The organism is Bordetella tumbae (assembly GCF_054780995.1).
In genome coordinates this window covers 190,868-205,998 of record NZ_BAAGVG010000004.1, presented here as the reverse complement: position 1 = coordinate 205,998, position 15,131 = coordinate 190,868, and the positions used below count along the sequence as shown (strand labels likewise).

Below are 15,131 nucleotides of genomic sequence, written 5' to 3'. Positions count from 1 at the left end.
GCGTGCCTGGGCGTGGTGCCGGGCCGTTGAGCACGGATTTAGTCCGCGAAGCGGACCGAGGCCCCTGGTCATGGGCCGAGTCCGTGCGATAGGCCCGGCGCCACGCCCAGGCACGCGGCAGGGACGCCTTCAGAGAGACAATCAAGAGCAGCAAACGCCCACAACACCAACAGCGATAAAAAAAGCCCCCACGCTGCGCCTTCGGCTTGCTGCCCCCCAAGGGGGCGTTTTTATCTTGGGGCGGCCAGGCGGTAAAAAAATCGAGCGCCCGAGAGGCGCCCGATATAGACCTGTGGCAGGGCCGCGTATCAACGTACGAGCAGCCCCGGTGCCTCGGGTTTATTTCTTCATCATGTCGAAGAACTCGGCGTTGGTCTTGGTGGCGCGCATCTTGTCCAGGATGAATTCCATCGATTGGATTTCGTCCATGTCGTGGATGAATTTGCGCAATACCCAGACCTTTTGCAGCAGGTCGGGCTTGATCAGCAGTTCTTCGCGGCGGGTGCCGGATTTGTTCAGATTGATCGCGGGATAGACGCGTTTTTCGGCCAGACGGCGCTCGAGGTGGACTTCGGAGTTACCGGTGCCCTTGAATTCCTCGTAGATGACTTCGTCCATGCGGCTGCCGGTTTCGATCAGTGCCGTACCCAGGATCGTCAGCGAGCCACCTTCTTCGAGGTTGCGGGCAGCGCCGAAGAAACGTTTGGGGCGTTGCAGGGCGTTGGCATCGACACCGCCGGTCAGGACCTTGCCCGAAGCGGGCACCACGGTGTTGTAGGCACGTGCCAGACGGGTAATGGAGTCCAGCAGGATCACCACGTCTTTTTTCATTTCGACCAGGCGCTTGGCCTTTTCGATGACCATTTCCGCGACTTGCACGTGGCGGGTGGCGGGCTCGTCAAAGGTCGAGGCGACGACTTCGCCGCGCACTGTGCGCTGCATCTCGGTGACTTCCTCGGGCCGTTCGTCGACCAGCAGGACGATCATGACGGCTTCGGGGTAGTTCGTGGTGATGGCGTGCGCGATGTGCTGCATCATCACCGTCTTGCCCGACTTGGGGCTGGCGACGATCAGACCGCGTTGGCCTTTGCCGATCGGGGCAAAGATGTCCATGATCCGGCCGGTCAGGTTTTCTTCGCTCTTGATGTCGCGTTCCAGACGCATCGGCTGATTCGGGTGCAGCGGCGTCAGGTTTTCGAACATGATGCGATGCTTGATCGCTTCGGGAGCCGAGCCGTTGACCTTGTCGACCTTGACCAGGGCAAAGTAGCGCTCGCCGTCTTTCGGGGTGCGGACCTCGCCCTCGATGGAGTCGCCGGTGTGCAGGTTGAAACGGCGGATCTGCGACGGCGAAATGTAGATGTCGTCGGTACTGGCCAGGTAGGAGGTCTCGGGAGAACGCAGAAAGCCAAAGCCGTCGGGCAGGACTTCCAGTACGCCGTCGCCGAAGATCTGCTCGCCTTGTTTGGCCCGCCGTTTCATGATGGCGAACATCAGCTCTTGCTTGCGCAAGCGGTTGGCGTTTTCGATTTCCAGGCCGGCGGCCATTTCCAGCAACTGCGAAACGTGCAGCGCCTTCAGTTCATTGAGGTGCATCGCGGTGAAAGGGGGATAGTAGAGAAGGGTCTTGGCGGCAGGCCACGGACGGGCCCGCGCGGTAATCTCAGACGGGGCGCCGACCAGGCCGGCGCACGGATTTACAACACGTAGTGTATTACAACGCGCCGTCCAGGAAAGCAGTTAATTGCGATTTCGACAGGGCGCCGACTTTCGTGGCGGCGGCTTGACCGTCCTTGAACAGCATCAACGTGGGAATGCCACGGATGCCGTATTTGGCGGCGGTGTCCTGGTTTTCGTCGACGTTCAGCTTGGCGACCGTCAGGCGGCCGGCGTACTCGGAGGCGACTTCCTCCAGGAGAGGGGCGATCATCTTGCAGGGGCCACACCAGGCCGCCCAGTAATCGACCAGCACCGGCTGACCGGATTTGATCACATCGGCATCGAAGCTTGCATCGCTGACGTTCTTGATTTGCTCGCTCATGGTGATTCTCGGTTCCGCGGCATGATGGGCGTCAGACGCCCCTGCCATTTTTGTTCTACTAAAAGGTAGGTGAGGCATTAAGCATACCACTGTTGAAAACAACAGGGTTTGCCAGTTTTGTGTAGCATGTTGCGTCGTGGTCGACGGAATTCAGAAACTGGCAAACTGCCATTCTGTCATTCTTTGACCTGCAAACTACTTATCCTACCGAATTCGGACTGGTCAGGACGTGCGCATCCTACCTAAGGCCGCGCAAAATCTAGACTTATCCGTAAAATGTCGGTTTTTTTCCACAGATCTTGGGGATAACTTGGCTACACCACGTTACACCGAAGCCTCCATCCGAGTCCTGAAGGGACTGGAGCCGGTGCGTCAGCGTCCGGGTATGTACACCCGCACCGAAAATCCCCTGCACGTCGTGCAGGAGGTCATCGACAACGCCGCTGATGAGGCGCTCGCCGGCTATGGCAAGCAGATCCAGGTCACCCTGCATGCCGACGGCAGCGTGTCGGTCGAGGACGATGGACGCGGTATTCCCGTCGGCCTGCACCCCGAAGAAAACGCGCCGGTGGTCGAATTGGTCTTTACCCGGCTGCACGCCGGGGGCAAATTCGACAAGCAGGGCGGGGGCGCTTATGCCTTTTCCGGCGGCCTGCATGGCGTCGGGGTGTCCGTCACCAACGCACTGGCGACGCGGCTCGAAGTCGTCGTCTGGCGCGATGGCGCGACCAACCGTCTGGTTTTCCAGGGCGGCGATGTGACCGAGCCCTTGGCGCCGTATCCGGAAGCAGGACGCAAAAAGTCCGGCACCCGCGTGCGTGTCTGGCCCGACGGCAAATATTTCGACAGCCCCCAGATCCCGCTGGGCGAGCTGAATCACCTGCTGCGCAGCAAGGCTGTACTGCTGCCGGGCGTGAAAGTCACGCTGATCAACGAAAAAACCGGCGACACCAAAGTCTGGCAATACACCGATGGTCTGCGTGGTTACTTGGCCGAGGCGCTGTCCGGTTCGGAACTGATGGTGCCGTTTTTCGAGGGCCAGCAGTATGCCGGGGCCGATCACGAGAGCTTTGCCGATGGCGAGGGCGCACAGTGGGTCGTGGCCTGGACCGAGGACGGCAATGCGGTGCGCGAGTCCTACGTCAACCTGATTCCGACGCCAGCAGGCGGCACGCACGAGTCCGGTCTGCGCGAGGGCCTGTTCTCGGCGGTCAAGGGGTTTGCCGAGCTGCACAGTCTGCTGCCCAAGGGCGTCAAGCTGTTGCCGGAGGATGTGTTCTCGCGCGCCAGCTTCGTGCTGTCGGCCAAGGTCCTCGATCCACAATTCCAGGGCCAGATCAAAGAACGCCTGAACAGCCGCGACGCGGTGCGATTGGTTGGCGGCTTTGCAAAAAGCGCGCTCGACCTCTGGCTGCACAGCAATGTCGAATACGGCAAAAAATTGGCCGAGTTGGCGATCCGTCAGGCCCAGGCTCGGGCGCGTTCGGCGCAGAAAGTCGAAAAGCGCAAGAGCTCGGGCGTGGCGGTGTTGCCGGGCAAGCTGACCGATTGCGAGTCTTCTGATGCTACTCGTACCGAGGTGTTCCTGGTCGAGGGCGACTCGGCTGGCGGCTCGGCCAAAATGGGGCGCGACAAGGAATTCCAGGCCATCCTGCCGCTGCGCGGCAAGGTCCTGAATTCCTGGGAAGTCGACCGCGACCGGCTGTTCGCCAATAACGAGATCCACGATATTTCCGTGGCGATCGGGGTGGATCCGCACGGCCCGAATGACTCGCCGGATTTGTCGGGGCTGCGTTATGGCCGCATCTGCATCTTGTCAGATGCCGACGTGGACGGCTCGCACATTCAGGTGCTGCTGTTAACCCTGTTCTATCGCCATTTTCCCAAGCTGGTCGAGGCGGGGCACGTGTACGTAGCCAAGCCGCCTTTGTTCCGTCTGGACGTTCCCGCTCAAGGCAAGCGCCCCGCGCGCAAGATCTATTGCCTGGATCAGGGCGAGCTCGAGGCAGCACAAGACAAGCTCCTCAAAGAAGGCGTGCGCGAGGGTGCATGGAGCATCAGCCGATTCAAGGGGCTGGGTGAAATGAATCCGGAGCAGTTGTGGGAAACCACGATGAATCCCGATACGCGACGCCTGTTGCCTGTGGGCTATGGTGCGCTGACCCCCGAGGACACCACCAGCATGTTCGACATGCTGATGGGTAAAGGCGAGTCATCGCAACGCCGTGCCTGGATCGAGGAAAAGGGTAATCTCGCTGAGCTCGATATTTGATTCTGGCCTGATCAGGCAGCCAGACCAACATGGATCAACACTGCCTTGGCCGACCCGGTAAGAACGCCTCCTGGACTGTGCTCTGCACAGTCCGCCCTGCAAAGGGCAGCCAGTGCGTAAGCGCAGCGGAGGCTTTTCCTGACAGCAATTTCGACGACACATGACTGACAGCAATCAACCTGGCTTGTTTGATGAAGCCGCCGGCGGGGCCGATGAGGCCATCACGCTGGGCCGCTATGCCGAGCAGGCCTATCTGGACTACGCCGTTTCCGTGGTGCGGGGCCGCGCCTTGCCCGATGTGGGTGATGGGCAAAAGCCGGTACAGCGCCGTATCCTTTTCGCCATGCAGGACATGGGCTTGGGCCCAGGCGCCAAGCCCGTCAAATCCGCGCGCGTGGTGGGCGATGTGCTGGGTAAATATCACCCGCACGGCGACCAGGCGGCGTATGACGCCATGGTGCGCATGGCGCAGGACTTTTCGCTGCGCTATCCGCTGATCGATGGCCATGGCAACTTTGGTTCGCGCGACGGCGACAATGCCGCCGCGATGCGTTATACCGAAGCGCGTTTGACGCCGTTTTCGCGTCTGCTGCTCGACGAGCTCGACGAGGGCACCGTCGATTTCGCGCCGAACTATGACGGCAGCCAGCAAGAGCCGCAAATGTTGCCGGCACGTTTGCCGGTGATGCTGCTCAATGGCGCTTCGGGCATTGCCGTGGGGATGGCCACGGAAATCCCGTCGCACAATCTGCGCGAGGTGGCGCAGGCTTGTGTCGCGTTGATCAAGCAGCCGAGCCTGCCCGACACCGAGCTGCACGCGATGGTGCCGGGCCCCGATTTCGCCGGTGGCGGTCAAATCATCACGCCGGCGGCCGACATCGCGCAGATCTATCAGGGTGGCCGTGGCTCGCTCAAGGCGCGCGCGCGCTGGCAATTCGAGGAAATGGCGCGCGGTCAGTGGCAACTGGTCGTGCATGAGCTGCCTCCCGGCACGTCCTGCCAGAAGGTCCTCGAGGAAATCGAAGAGCTCACGAACCCGAAGGTCAAGTCCGGCAAAAAGAGCCTGACGGCCGACCAGCAGCAGTCCAAGGCTGTCATGCTGAACTTGCTGGACGCCGTGCGCGACGAGTCCGGCAAGGACGCCGCCGTACGTCTGGTGTTCGAACCCAAGACCTCGCGCGTGGATCGCGATGAGTTCGTCAATACGCTGCTCGCGCAGACCAGCATGGAAAGCAGTGTGCCGATCAACCTGGTGTGCATCGGCACCGATGGCCGGCCGCGTCAAAAGGGACTGCGCGACATTTTGACCGAGTGGGTGGCGTTCCGCACCGACACGGTCGTGCGTCGTACCCGCCATCGCTTGGACAAGGTCACCGATCGCATCCATGTGCTCGAAGGCCGCATGGTCGTGTACCTGAACGTCGATGAGGTCATTCAGACGATCCGCGAATCCGACGAGCCCAAGGCGGCGTTGATGCAGCGTTTCTCGTTGTCCGAACGCCAGGCTGAAGACATCCTCGAAATGCGCTTGCGGCAATTGGCGCGTCTGGAGGGCTTCAAAATCGAGCAGGAGCTGACTGACAAACGCGCCGAACAGGCAAAGCTGCAAGAATTGTTGGATAACCCATCCTCGCTCAAGCGCCTGCTGATCAAGGAAATCGAGGCCGACGCGAAGCAATACGGCGACGATCGCCGCACCTTGATCGAAACCGCCGAGCGCGCCGTACTGGAAACCAAGGTGCTGGACGAGCCCGTCACGGTCGTTGTGTCGCAAAAAGGCTGGCTGCGCGCGCGTCAGGGGCATGGCCATGATGCCTCGCAGTTTGGTTTCAAACAGGGCGATGATCTGTATGGCGCCTTTGAGTGCCGCACCACGGATATGCTGATCGCGGTGGGCGACAACGGCCGGGTATATACCGTCGCAGTTTCCGGTTTGCCCTCGGCGAGAGGCGACGGGCAGCCCGTCACCACGATGATCGATCTGTCGCCGGGTACGCGCATCGTCCATAGCATCGCGGCGGCCTCAGATAGCCGCTGGCTGCTGGCCACGCAACGCGGTTTTGGTTTCGCAGCCAAGCTCAGCGATATGACCTCGCGTCAGCGTGCGGGCAAGCAATTCATCACGCTCGAAGACGGTGATGCGTTGTTGCGGCCGGTCCCGTTGTTTGCCGGGGCTCAGCAACTGGCATTGTTGTCGGCCAAAGGCAAGTGCCTGGTGTTTGGGTTGGACGAGGTCAAGTCCCTGTCGGGTGGTGGCCGCGGCACCATCTTGATGGGCCTGGACGCAGCAGACAAACTCGAACAAGCTGTACCTGTCGGGGTAGGCGGGTTGCGCGCAACAGGCGTGTATCGCAACAAGCAAACCGAAGACATCCTGGTTGGCCCGACGCTCGCGCCGTACATCGGCAAGCGCGCTCGCAAAGGCCGGGCGCTGGATGTGCGGCCCAAGCTGCCGGTGTTGCTGTCGCCAGTGCTCTAGCCGACGTCAGCCATCAGGGGATACGCGTCCTCGGTCATTTGGGCTGCGATCTGTTTCGGATTGCAGCCCAAATTTTTTGTCGCTGGCCGGCCCTGACGGTGCGGCGTACAAAAAATCACTGGACGACTATCGCTGCGGCTGTGTGCTTTCCTCCAGCAGCCAATCCCGAAACGCCGCCACTGCCGGAGTGGCGAGTTTGTCCGGCGAAGCTAAAAAATAATAGCCCGCCCCCGTGTTGAATTCCTCGTCCAGGGCCGGCGCCAACACGCCTTGTTCCAGCTCGTCCTGAACCAGAAACGTTGGCAGCAATCCAACGCCAATGCCGGATGCCACCGCCTGGATCAAATGAGTCGTGAGTTCGAATTGCGCGCCCATGCGCATCGTGCGGATGGGCAAGCCGTGCGCTTCGAACCATCGGCGCCAGATCGCGGGGCGGGCAGCGACCTGCAGGAGCATATGATCGGCCAGGTTCGCCGGATTGCTGCGCGGCGGTTGGCCGGCCAGGGCAGGGCTGATGACCGGTACCACTTTTTCCGTCATCAATAAATGCGGGACCAGACCAGGCCAATCTCCGTCACCCACGGCAATGACGGCATCGATGCCTGCCAAGTCCAGGTCGAAACGCGTCACCCGCGAGTGCAGATGCACCAATATTCCCGGATGACGTGCATAAAAGCGATTCAGGCGCGGCATCAGCCATTTGGCGGTGAAAGTGGGCAGTGCCGCCAGATGAAAGGCGCCTCGGCCGGATCGATAGGAAATCGCTTGCAGTGACGCGCTGCGGATGCGCTGCAGGGCCTCCGCCACCTCCTGTTGATAAAGCTCGCCGGCTTCCGTCAACGCGATACGGCGCTTTTCGCGCCGAAACAACGAGACCTCGAGCAAGTCCTCCAGCGCCTGTACTTGTCGGCTGACCGCGCTTTGTGTCAACGCCAATTCCGTCGCCGCGCGGGTGAAACTCAAGTGACGGGCGCTGGCCTCAAAGGCCAGCAATAGCGACATGGAAGGCGTCAGTCGGCGTGGATTCATTGCTGCGGCGAGTGTGCGGCCTAGTGCCCCACATGGCTACGTTGAGGTGTGCGGCGACAAGATCATTCAAAAAACGAATGATATACCTGAATATTTTCAGGTTTTCATTCCTCGCTGTCATGTATCACAATGGCCAGGAAATTCTATGTGCATAGTCGAGGATGACCGAATGAAACTGACAGCCGATGCCCGCGGGGTATTTCCCATCGCTCCCACGCCTTTTTTTGACGATGGGACTGTGGACCATGCTTCTATCGATCGGATGATGGATTTCTATCATGGCTGCGGATCCACCGGGCTGACCGTGTTGGGCCAACTGGGCGAAGCCCCCAAACTGGATTTCAGCGAATCGCTGGAAATTGCCTCTCAGGTCATCGGCAAATCCGCCGGCATCCCCATCGTCGTTGGCGTGTCCGCGCCGGGCTTTGCTTCGATGCGCTCTTTGACACGGGCAGTCATGGACCGCGGTGCTGCGGGGGTCATGATTGCGCCGCCCAACACCCTGCGTACCGACGACCAGATCGTCAATTACTACCATCAGGCCGTGGAAGCCATCGGCGACGATGTGCCCTTTGTGCTGCAAGACTATCCGCTGACCTTTTCCGTACAGATGGCGCCTGGCGTGATCAAGCGTATCGTGGACGATCTGGCCTCATGCGTGATGCTGAAGCACGAGGACTGGCCCGGGCTGGAGAAAATCTCCACGCTGCGCCGCTACGAGGCCGAGGGCGCCATGCGTCACATCTCGATCCTGTGCGGCAATAACGGCCTATTCCTGGACTACGAAATGAATCGCGGTGCAGACGGCGCCAACACGGGCTATTGTTTTCCCGACATGCTGTGCGATTTTGTCCGCATGATCGGCGAGGGCCAAAAAGAAGAGGCGCACGACCTTTTTGACGCACACTTGCCGCTGCTGCGTTACGAGCAACAGCCCGGCGTCGGCCTGGCGGTACGCAAATACGTCATGATGCGGCGCGGCATCCTGTCCAGCGCCGCACAGCGCCGTCCCGGTGGCGCGCTGACGCCTGCAGCGCGCAGCGAGGTCGATCATCTGCTGACGCGCCTGGCACGCCACGATCCTCGTGCAGGAAAGCTCGTCGCTTAACTGGACAGTTTCAGCCCAATCAAGCCGGCCGCGATCAAGAGCACGCTGAGCACTCGCATGGGGCTCGCGGCCTCATGAAACAGCACCAGGCCGGCGACGAATGCGCCGATCGCGCCTATGCCGACCCAAATGGCATAGGCGGTACCCAGTGGCAGCGTTTTCATGGCGAGCGAGAGCAGCCAGAAACTGATCAACATGCCGATCAGGGTGATGACAGAGGGAACGAGACGGGTAAAACCCTCGGTGTATTTCAGGCCGACGGCCCAAACGACCTCAAAAAGCCCCGCGAGTACAAGAATAATCCAGGCCATGATGTGCCCCTTTTCAATAGCCAGCGAGATGCTGGCACAGGGGCCGTCCCCGGATAGGAAAGCGGCCGGCAGGTCGCCGGCGGCTGCGCCGGGCCGTCCCGGAGCAGCAAAGATTATAGAATAGCAAATTGACCGCCGGGTGGCAGGGGATCCTCTATCCCAGTCACGGTGCCGGCGCCACGCATTTTCCTAAAGATTCGTACACATGAGTTTCCAGGTCACTGTTCAACCCAGCCAGCATCAATTTTCCGTCGAGGCCGGCCAGACCGTGCTGGACGCCGCCTTGGCCGCCGGTATCGTGCTGCCTTATAGCTGCCGCAATGGCGCATGCTCTACCTGTAAAGGCAAGGTCGTCTCCGGCCAAGTCGATGCCGGCGAGTATCCCGCCCAGATCCTCTCTCCTGAGGAGCTGTCCCAGGGCTATACGCTGTTTTGCCAGGCTCGCCCGCAATCGGACCTGGTTGTTGAGTCTACCGAGGTCAGGCTGGCCAGCGACATCCAGATTCGCAAGCTACCCGCACGTGTACAAGAAATGACCCTGGTCGCGCCGGATGTGACGGTGCTGCGTCTGCAACTGCCTGCTGCCGACCCTTTCCGCTATTACGCTGGACAATACGTCGAAATCATCCTGAAAGACGGCAAGCGGCGCAGTTACTCCATGGCGAGCGCGCCGCATACCGGCAGTCCGCTGGAACTGCACATCCGCCATATGCCGGGAGGCCTGTTTACGGATCACGTCTTTGGCGCGGGTGATACGCAAATGAAAGTCCGTGAGATCCTGCGCCTGGAGGGGCCGTTCGGCTCGTTCTTCCTGCGTGAAGACTCCGACAAGCCGATCGTACTGTTGGCCAGTGGCACGGGCTTTGCACCGGTCAAGGCGATTGTCGAGCACATGGCGCATCACAATATTCAACGTCCTGTATCACTGTACTGGGGCGGTCGCCGTCCCCAGGACCTGTACATGAATGAATTGGCGCAGTCCTGGGCCGACACCTTGCCGGATTTTCGTTACATTCCGGTTGTATCCGACGGTTTGCCCGAGGATGCCTGGACGGGCCGCACGGGCTTTGTCCATGAGGCGGTCATGCAGGACCTGCCGGACCTGTCGGGCTACCAGGTGTATGCCTGCGGCGCGCCTCCGATGGTGGATGCAGCACGCCGCGAGTTTGCGGCTCAATGCGGCTTGCCGGCCGAGGAGTTCTACGCCGATGCGTTCACCTCGCAGGCGGATCTGGCCGTCGCCGGAGGCTGAGACAGCAATGCCGCTCATGCCAGCAACGGCCGTCGCTAAAAAGCCGCACCGAAACCTTTGGGTGTAAATAGATACCGACCCTGCTTTTATGTCATAGGCGAGGGTCCGCTGGCGCTGTACACTGCGGCACGAAACTTTGATCGGATTCAAGCTGCGACAGCAGGGGGCATGACCCTGCGGCCAGCGGCGCAAGGAGCAAGTCGCGCATGAGAGTTGTGGTTTTGGGTAGCGGCATTATTGGCATTTCCAGCGCCTGGTGGCTGAACCAGGCCGGCCATGACGTCGTGGTGATTGATCGTCGCCCCGGCGCAGCGCAGGAAACCAGCCTGGCCAATGGTGGACAGATCTCGGTGTCGTACGCCGAGCCCTGGGCCAACCCCCAAGCACCACTGAAACTGCTGAAATGGATGTTTCAGGACGATGCGCCGCTGCTGTTCCGTCCCCAACTCGATTGGCGGCAATGGGTCTGGGCCTTGGCCTTTCTGCGTGAATGCCTGCCGGGGCGGTTGGCCCCCAATATCCGTGCCATGGTGCGCCTGGCCGAATATAGCCGCAGCACCTTGCAGGGCATGCGCGCTGAGCTAGGGATTTCCTACGACCACCTGGAGCGCGGCATTCTCAATTTCTATCGGGATCAACGCGAGTTCGAAACCTCGCAAAAGGCTGCGGGGTTGATGCGCGATTTCGGTGTCGAGCGCCGTGTCGTCACCGCTGATGAGGTGGTTGCCATCGAACCCGCGCTGGCGTCCTGCCGGGCGACGATCGTCGGCGGCGACTACACCCCGGAAGACGAAAGCGGCGACGTGCACTTGTTTGCCACGAGCCTGGCTCACAAATGTGAAGCCGCAGGTGTCGAATTCCGTTTCGAGACCAGCGCGACCCGACTGATCACCGAAGGCGGCCAGGTACAAAGCCTGGAAGTCATCCAGTCCGATGGCCGCTATGCCCGCATTGCGGCGGACGCCTATGTCGTCGCGATGGGCAGCTTCAGCCCGCGCCTGCTGCGGCCCTTGGGTGTGCCGTGCAATGTGTATCCGGCCAAAGGCTATTCGGCGACGTTCGACGTCGTGGATCCGGCCCGTGCGCCGTCTGTCAGCCTGACCGACAGCAGCCACAAAGTCGTGGTGTCGCGCTTGGGCAATCGCCTGCGCATGGCGGGGACGGCCGAGTTGTCCGGCTATTCCCGTTCACTGAATATGGGCCGTTGCGAGGCCTTGACGCGCCTGGCGCGTGAATTGTTTCCCGGCGCCCTCGATTTCGAGGGCGTCAGCTATTGGTCGGGTTTGCGCCCGGCCACCCCTTCGAACGTGCCGCTCATCGGCCGAACCCGCATTTCCAACCTGTATCTGAATACAGGCCATGGCACGCTGGGTTGGACCATGGGTGTCGGTTCGGGTCGGGCTTTGGCCGATCTGCTCAGCGGACGTAAACCAGAGCCTGAATTTCCTTTTCTTGGTCTACAAAACCTATGAAGACACTGCAATTGGCGGGCTTGGCCCGTGGATTGGGCGCCAACCGGCGCACCTTGGTATTCAGCGTAGCTATGGCGGTCGCAGGAGCCGCGCACGGTGCTGGCGTCGAGATTCAGGTGTGGCATACCCTGAGTGGCCCCAACAAAGCCGAATTTGAAAAGCTCACCAAGAAGTACAACAAAGAGCAGGACGAGGTCGTCGTTGAATTGCGCGACTTCCCGGATACCAAAGCCCTGCAAGCTGCGGCCACCGAGGCTAGTAAGAAAAAGGCCGGTCCCAACCTCGTGCAATTAGCGGACAACCGCTCGCCCGAGATGGTCTCCGAGCACAAGGCGATCTTGCCTTTGCATCAATTACTGGCCAAGTATCCGATCAAGGACTTGAACTGGTTCCTGCCGTCCACCTCCAGTTTTATCCGCGACAGCAAGGGGCGCTTGTTGGCCTTTCCGTGGATGGCCGAAGTCCCGGTTATGTTCTACAACCTGAGCTACTACAAAAAAGCCGGCCTGGATCCCAACAATCCGTCGCGCACCTGGGCGGACCTGCAAGGCGACCTGCTCAAGCTCCGTGACGTGGCCAACCTGGATTGCCCGTATGCCTCCAGCAATCAGGTGCAGGTTCACCTGGAAAATCTGGCGCCCATCAACAAGCAGTTGTACACCTCCAACGACAACGGCCTGGCTGCCAGCAAAGCTGTGCCCGTGCTGAAGTTCGATACCTTGTACATGCGTCATATCTCGTTGATGGTCAGCTGGAAGCGCTCGTTCCTGCTCACTGCGCACTCTGAAGGCACCCAAAGCGATGCATTGTTCGCCCAAGGTAAATGCGGCGTGCTGATGTCGGGATCCGGTTCGGCCGGTACGTTCATGCATACGCGCAACCTCTCGTTCGGGGTCGCGCCGTTGCCGTACTATCCGCAGGCGACGCCCAGCGCCGGACGTCCTTTTGTCAGCGGTTCCGCGTTGTGGGCGATCGATGGCCGTCCGCAAAACCAGGAAAAAGCAACAGCACAGTTCCTGGCCTGGCTGTCCAAGCCGGTCAATGCGGCCGAGTGGCATCAGCAAACCGGTTATCTGCCTTTGACCGACGCGGCATTGCGTGCGGCTGACGTGTCGTTCTACGACAAAGTCCCTGGCGCGAAAGCGCTCGTAGATTCGATGAGAGGCGATGCGGGCGCAACTAGCCGGGGTTTCCGTATGGCCAACTATGACCGTGTCGAGCCCGTCTTGAGCAACGAGTTGAGCCAGGCACTGGAGGGCAAAACGCCTCCCGTGGCTGCGCTGAACAGCGCCTCGGATCAAGCACGAAAAATCGTGCAGCAACGTTAATCGGAGGCACGTGGCGGCAGTCGTTTTTGCCGTCACAGCGCGTCGGGAGCGCCGTTGCTCGGTTGCTAGGCGCAGCATGGGGCAGCAATCCAACCGCACAGCAAAAAGGCCTGAATCCGTTGAGGATCCAGGCCTTTTTTGCTTATCAGGTTTCCTTATCAGGTCACCGGACCCGGATTGAACAGCACCAGTGCGTTGTGCAATTTCCAGCGTTCCGCCCAGGTTTGCTTGCGGCCGCTGGCGACATCCAGCAGCAGGTGGAACATCTCCCAGCCGAGCTCCTCGATGGTCATCTCGCCATCGGCGATACGTCCGGCATTCACGTCCATCAGATCGTGCCAACGGCGCGCCAGATCGCTGCGCGTCGCGACTTTGACGACGGGTACCTCTGCCAGGCCGTACGGCGTGCCGCGGCCCGTCGTGAAGATATGCAGGTTCATCCCGGCGGCCAATTGCAGTGCGCCGCAAATAAAATCGCTCGCTGGCGTGGCAGCATAAACCAGGCCCTTTTTGATGCCGCGATCGCGCAAGCTCTCGCCTGGACTCAAGACCCCATTAATGGCGGCCGTCCCGGATTTGATCACCGAGCCCATCGCTTTTTCGACGATGTTTGAAAGTCCGCCTTTTTTATTGCCGGGCGATGTATTGGCGCTGCGGTCTGCTTGTCCGCGTTGCAGATACGCGTCGTACCAGGCCATTTCATGAACGATGGATTCGGCGACCTCGACCGATTCCGCGCGTTTGGTCAATTGCTCGACGCTGTCACGCACTTCGGTCGTTTCAGAGAACATGATGGTAGCGCCTGCCCGCACCAGCAGGTCCGCGCAGAAACCGACCGTGGGATTTGCCGTCACGCCCGAGAATGCATCGCTGCCGCCACACTGCACACCTACGACCAGATCCGATGCCGGACATGTCTCGCGCCGGCGTTGATTCAGCCGTTCCAGATGAGGCACGGCCTGAGCCAGAATGGCGTCGATCATCGCTTGGAAACCGACGTGTTCATCGTCCTGCAGCCGCATGACGTCCAGCCCCTGGCTCATCGAGCCATCAGCCTGAATCGGGATACTGTTGGCCGGCATCAAACGTTCGGGCTGCAATTTTTCGCAGCCCAGGCTCACGATCATGACCTCGCCGCCGAAGTTCGGATTACGGCTGATGTTGCGCAGCGTACGTATCGGAACTATCGCGTCAGGTGCATCGATGGCAACACCGCAGCCATAACCGTGTTCCAGCACAACCACGCCGTCCACATTCGGATAGCGCGGCAACAGTTCAGCGCGAATGCGCTGCAATGCATGTTCCACCACACCCGCCACACATTGCACCGTGGTGCTGATCGCCAGCAAATTGCGCGTGCCTACCGTGCCATCGGCGTTGCGATATCCCTCAAACGTATAACCCTCCAGCGGGGGCAGGGCGGCCGGCGTGTGGGTGGCCATCGGCAGATCATCCAGACCGCGCGCCGCTGGCATCGTCAATACGTTTTCATTGACCCAACTGCCCGCGGGCAAATCACGATTCGCATAGCCGATAGTCACGTTGTAACGGCGGACCTCCGCGCCCTCGGCGATATCGGTCAGGGCGACCTTGTGGCCTTGCGGGACGCGCTCGCGCAGCTGCGGACCATTCGGCAATTGAGCCCCGGCGGCGAGGCCGCCCAGGTTGGCCACAATGGCGACGTTGTCGTTCGGATGCATGCTGATCGCACGCGGAGTATCAGTGGCGGGCGAGGCCACTGCCATAGCGGATGAAGTACAGGTCGACATACCTAGAGGCTGAGAAAGGGAATAAAGGGATGATCGTTGATGTTGTGAATGTTAACGTTAACTATTTTCG

General features: G+C 60.5%; 11 protein-coding genes. 6 read left to right on the top strand and 5 right to left on the bottom strand.

Going from position 1 to position 15,131, the window contains the following annotated elements; translation table 11 throughout:
* Positions 1-339: 339 nt before the first annotated feature.
* On the bottom strand, positions 340-1,596 hold the full coding sequence (gene rho / locus ACYVI2_RS04255) for a transcription termination factor Rho (RefSeq protein WP_415808783.1): 1,257 nt from the start codon (positions 1,594-1,596) through the stop codon (positions 340-342).
* 118 nt (positions 1,597-1,714) lie between these two features.
* On the bottom strand, positions 1,715-2,041 hold the full coding sequence (gene trxA / locus ACYVI2_RS04250; RefSeq protein ID WP_415821567.1) for a thioredoxin TrxA: 327 nt from the start codon (positions 2,039-2,041) through the stop codon (positions 1,715-1,717).
* A 310-nt stretch (positions 2,042-2,351) separates the two neighbouring features.
* Here trxA and ACYVI2_RS04245 point away from each other — a divergent pair, with 310 nt between their 5' ends.
* Together ACYVI2_RS04245 and parC are read left to right on the top strand one after the other, a co-directional pair.
* Positions 2,352-4,313 carry a DNA topoisomerase IV subunit B gene (locus ACYVI2_RS04245; RefSeq protein ID WP_415821566.1) on the top strand — a complete coding sequence of 654 codons (1,962 nt, stop codon included), beginning with the start codon at positions 2,352-2,354 and terminating at the stop codon, positions 4,311-4,313.
* 160 nt (positions 4,314-4,473) lie between these two features.
* Positions 4,474-6,792: a DNA topoisomerase IV subunit A gene (gene parC, locus ACYVI2_RS04240; protein ID WP_415821565.1), complete on the top strand. Its 2,319-nt coding sequence runs from the start codon at positions 4,474-4,476 to the stop codon at positions 6,790-6,792.
* A gap of 126 nt (positions 6,793-6,918) precedes the next feature.
* On the opposite strand, the gene ACYVI2_RS04235 is transcribed toward parC, so the two are convergent.
* Positions 6,919-7,821 carry a LysR substrate-binding domain-containing protein gene (locus tag ACYVI2_RS04235; protein WP_415821564.1) on the bottom strand — a complete coding sequence of 301 codons (903 nt, stop codon included), beginning with the start codon at positions 7,819-7,821 and terminating at the stop codon, positions 6,919-6,921.
* Positions 7,822-7,990: 169 nt separating this feature from the next.
* Here ACYVI2_RS04235 and ACYVI2_RS04230 point away from each other — a divergent pair, with 169 nt between their 5' ends.
* Entirely contained in the window at positions 7,991-8,929 is a 939-nt protein-coding gene (locus ACYVI2_RS04230) for a dihydrodipicolinate synthase family protein (RefSeq protein WP_415821563.1), read from the top strand.
* Here the strand turns inward: ACYVI2_RS04230 and sugE are convergent.
* On the bottom strand, positions 8,926-9,240 hold the full coding sequence (gene sugE, locus ACYVI2_RS04225; RefSeq protein ID WP_415821571.1) for a quaternary ammonium compound efflux SMR transporter SugE: 315 nt from the start codon (positions 9,238-9,240) through the stop codon (positions 8,926-8,928). The two genes, ACYVI2_RS04230 and sugE, sit on opposite strands and share 4 nt — an antisense overlap.
* A 205-nt stretch (positions 9,241-9,445) precedes the next feature.
* Between sugE and ACYVI2_RS04220 the strand changes: the two genes are divergently transcribed.
* From ACYVI2_RS04220 to ACYVI2_RS04210, 3 genes are all read left to right on the top strand, one after another.
* Positions 9,446-10,492 carry a CDP-6-deoxy-delta-3,4-glucoseen reductase gene (locus ACYVI2_RS04220; RefSeq protein ID WP_415821562.1) on the top strand — a complete coding sequence of 349 codons (1,047 nt, stop codon included), beginning with the start codon at positions 9,446-9,448 and terminating at the stop codon, positions 10,490-10,492.
* A gap of 206 nt (positions 10,493-10,698) precedes the next feature.
* Entirely contained in the window at positions 10,699-11,964 is a 1,266-nt protein-coding gene (locus ACYVI2_RS04215) for a D-amino acid dehydrogenase (protein ID WP_415821561.1), read from the top strand.
* Complete coding sequence (locus ACYVI2_RS04210) at positions 11,961-13,292, top strand: extracellular solute-binding protein (protein ID WP_415821560.1); 1,332 nt, start codon at positions 11,961-11,963, stop codon at positions 13,290-13,292. The genes ACYVI2_RS04215 and ACYVI2_RS04210 overlap by 4 nt, the downstream gene beginning before the upstream one ends.
* Before the next feature lie 158 nt (positions 13,293-13,450).
* Here ACYVI2_RS04210 and garD read toward each other — a convergent pair whose 3' ends face one another.
* Complete coding sequence (gene garD / locus ACYVI2_RS04205) at positions 13,451-15,061, bottom strand: galactarate dehydratase (protein ID WP_415821559.1); 1,611 nt, start codon at positions 15,059-15,061, stop codon at positions 13,451-13,453.
* Positions 15,062-15,131: the final 70 nt, after the last annotated feature.

Bases quoted from the DNA above. Each gene is read 5' to 3' on its own strand.
- ACYVI2_RS04210 (WP_415821560.1), top strand. From the start codon at position 11,961: ATGAAGACACTGCAATTGGCGGGCTTGGCCCGTGGATTGGGCGCCAAC.
- trxA (WP_415821567.1), bottom strand. From the start codon at position 2,041: ATGAGCGAGCAAATCAAGAACGTCAGCGATGCAAGCTTCGATGCCGAT.
- ACYVI2_RS04230 (WP_415821563.1), top strand. From the start codon at position 7,991: ATGAAACTGACAGCCGATGCCCGCGGGGTATTTCCCATCGCTCCCACG.
- garD (WP_415821559.1), bottom strand. From the start codon at position 15,061: ATGTCGACCTGTACTTCATCCGCTATGGCAGTGGCCTCGCCCGCCACT.
- ACYVI2_RS04215 (WP_415821561.1), top strand. From the start codon at position 10,699: ATGAGAGTTGTGGTTTTGGGTAGCGGCATTATTGGCATTTCCAGCGCC.
- rho (WP_415808783.1), bottom strand. From the start codon at position 1,596: ATGCACCTCAATGAACTGAAGGCGCTGCACGTTTCGCAGTTGCTGGAA.
- ACYVI2_RS04220 (WP_415821562.1), top strand. From the start codon at position 9,446: ATGAGTTTCCAGGTCACTGTTCAACCCAGCCAGCATCAATTTTCCGTC.
- parC (WP_415821565.1), top strand. From the start codon at position 4,474: ATGACTGACAGCAATCAACCTGGCTTGTTTGATGAAGCCGCCGGCGGG.
- ACYVI2_RS04235 (WP_415821564.1), bottom strand. From the start codon at position 7,821: ATGAATCCACGCCGACTGACGCCTTCCATGTCGCTATTGCTGGCCTTT.
- sugE (WP_415821571.1), bottom strand. From the start codon at position 9,240: ATGGCCTGGATTATTCTTGTACTCGCGGGGCTTTTTGAGGTCGTTTGG.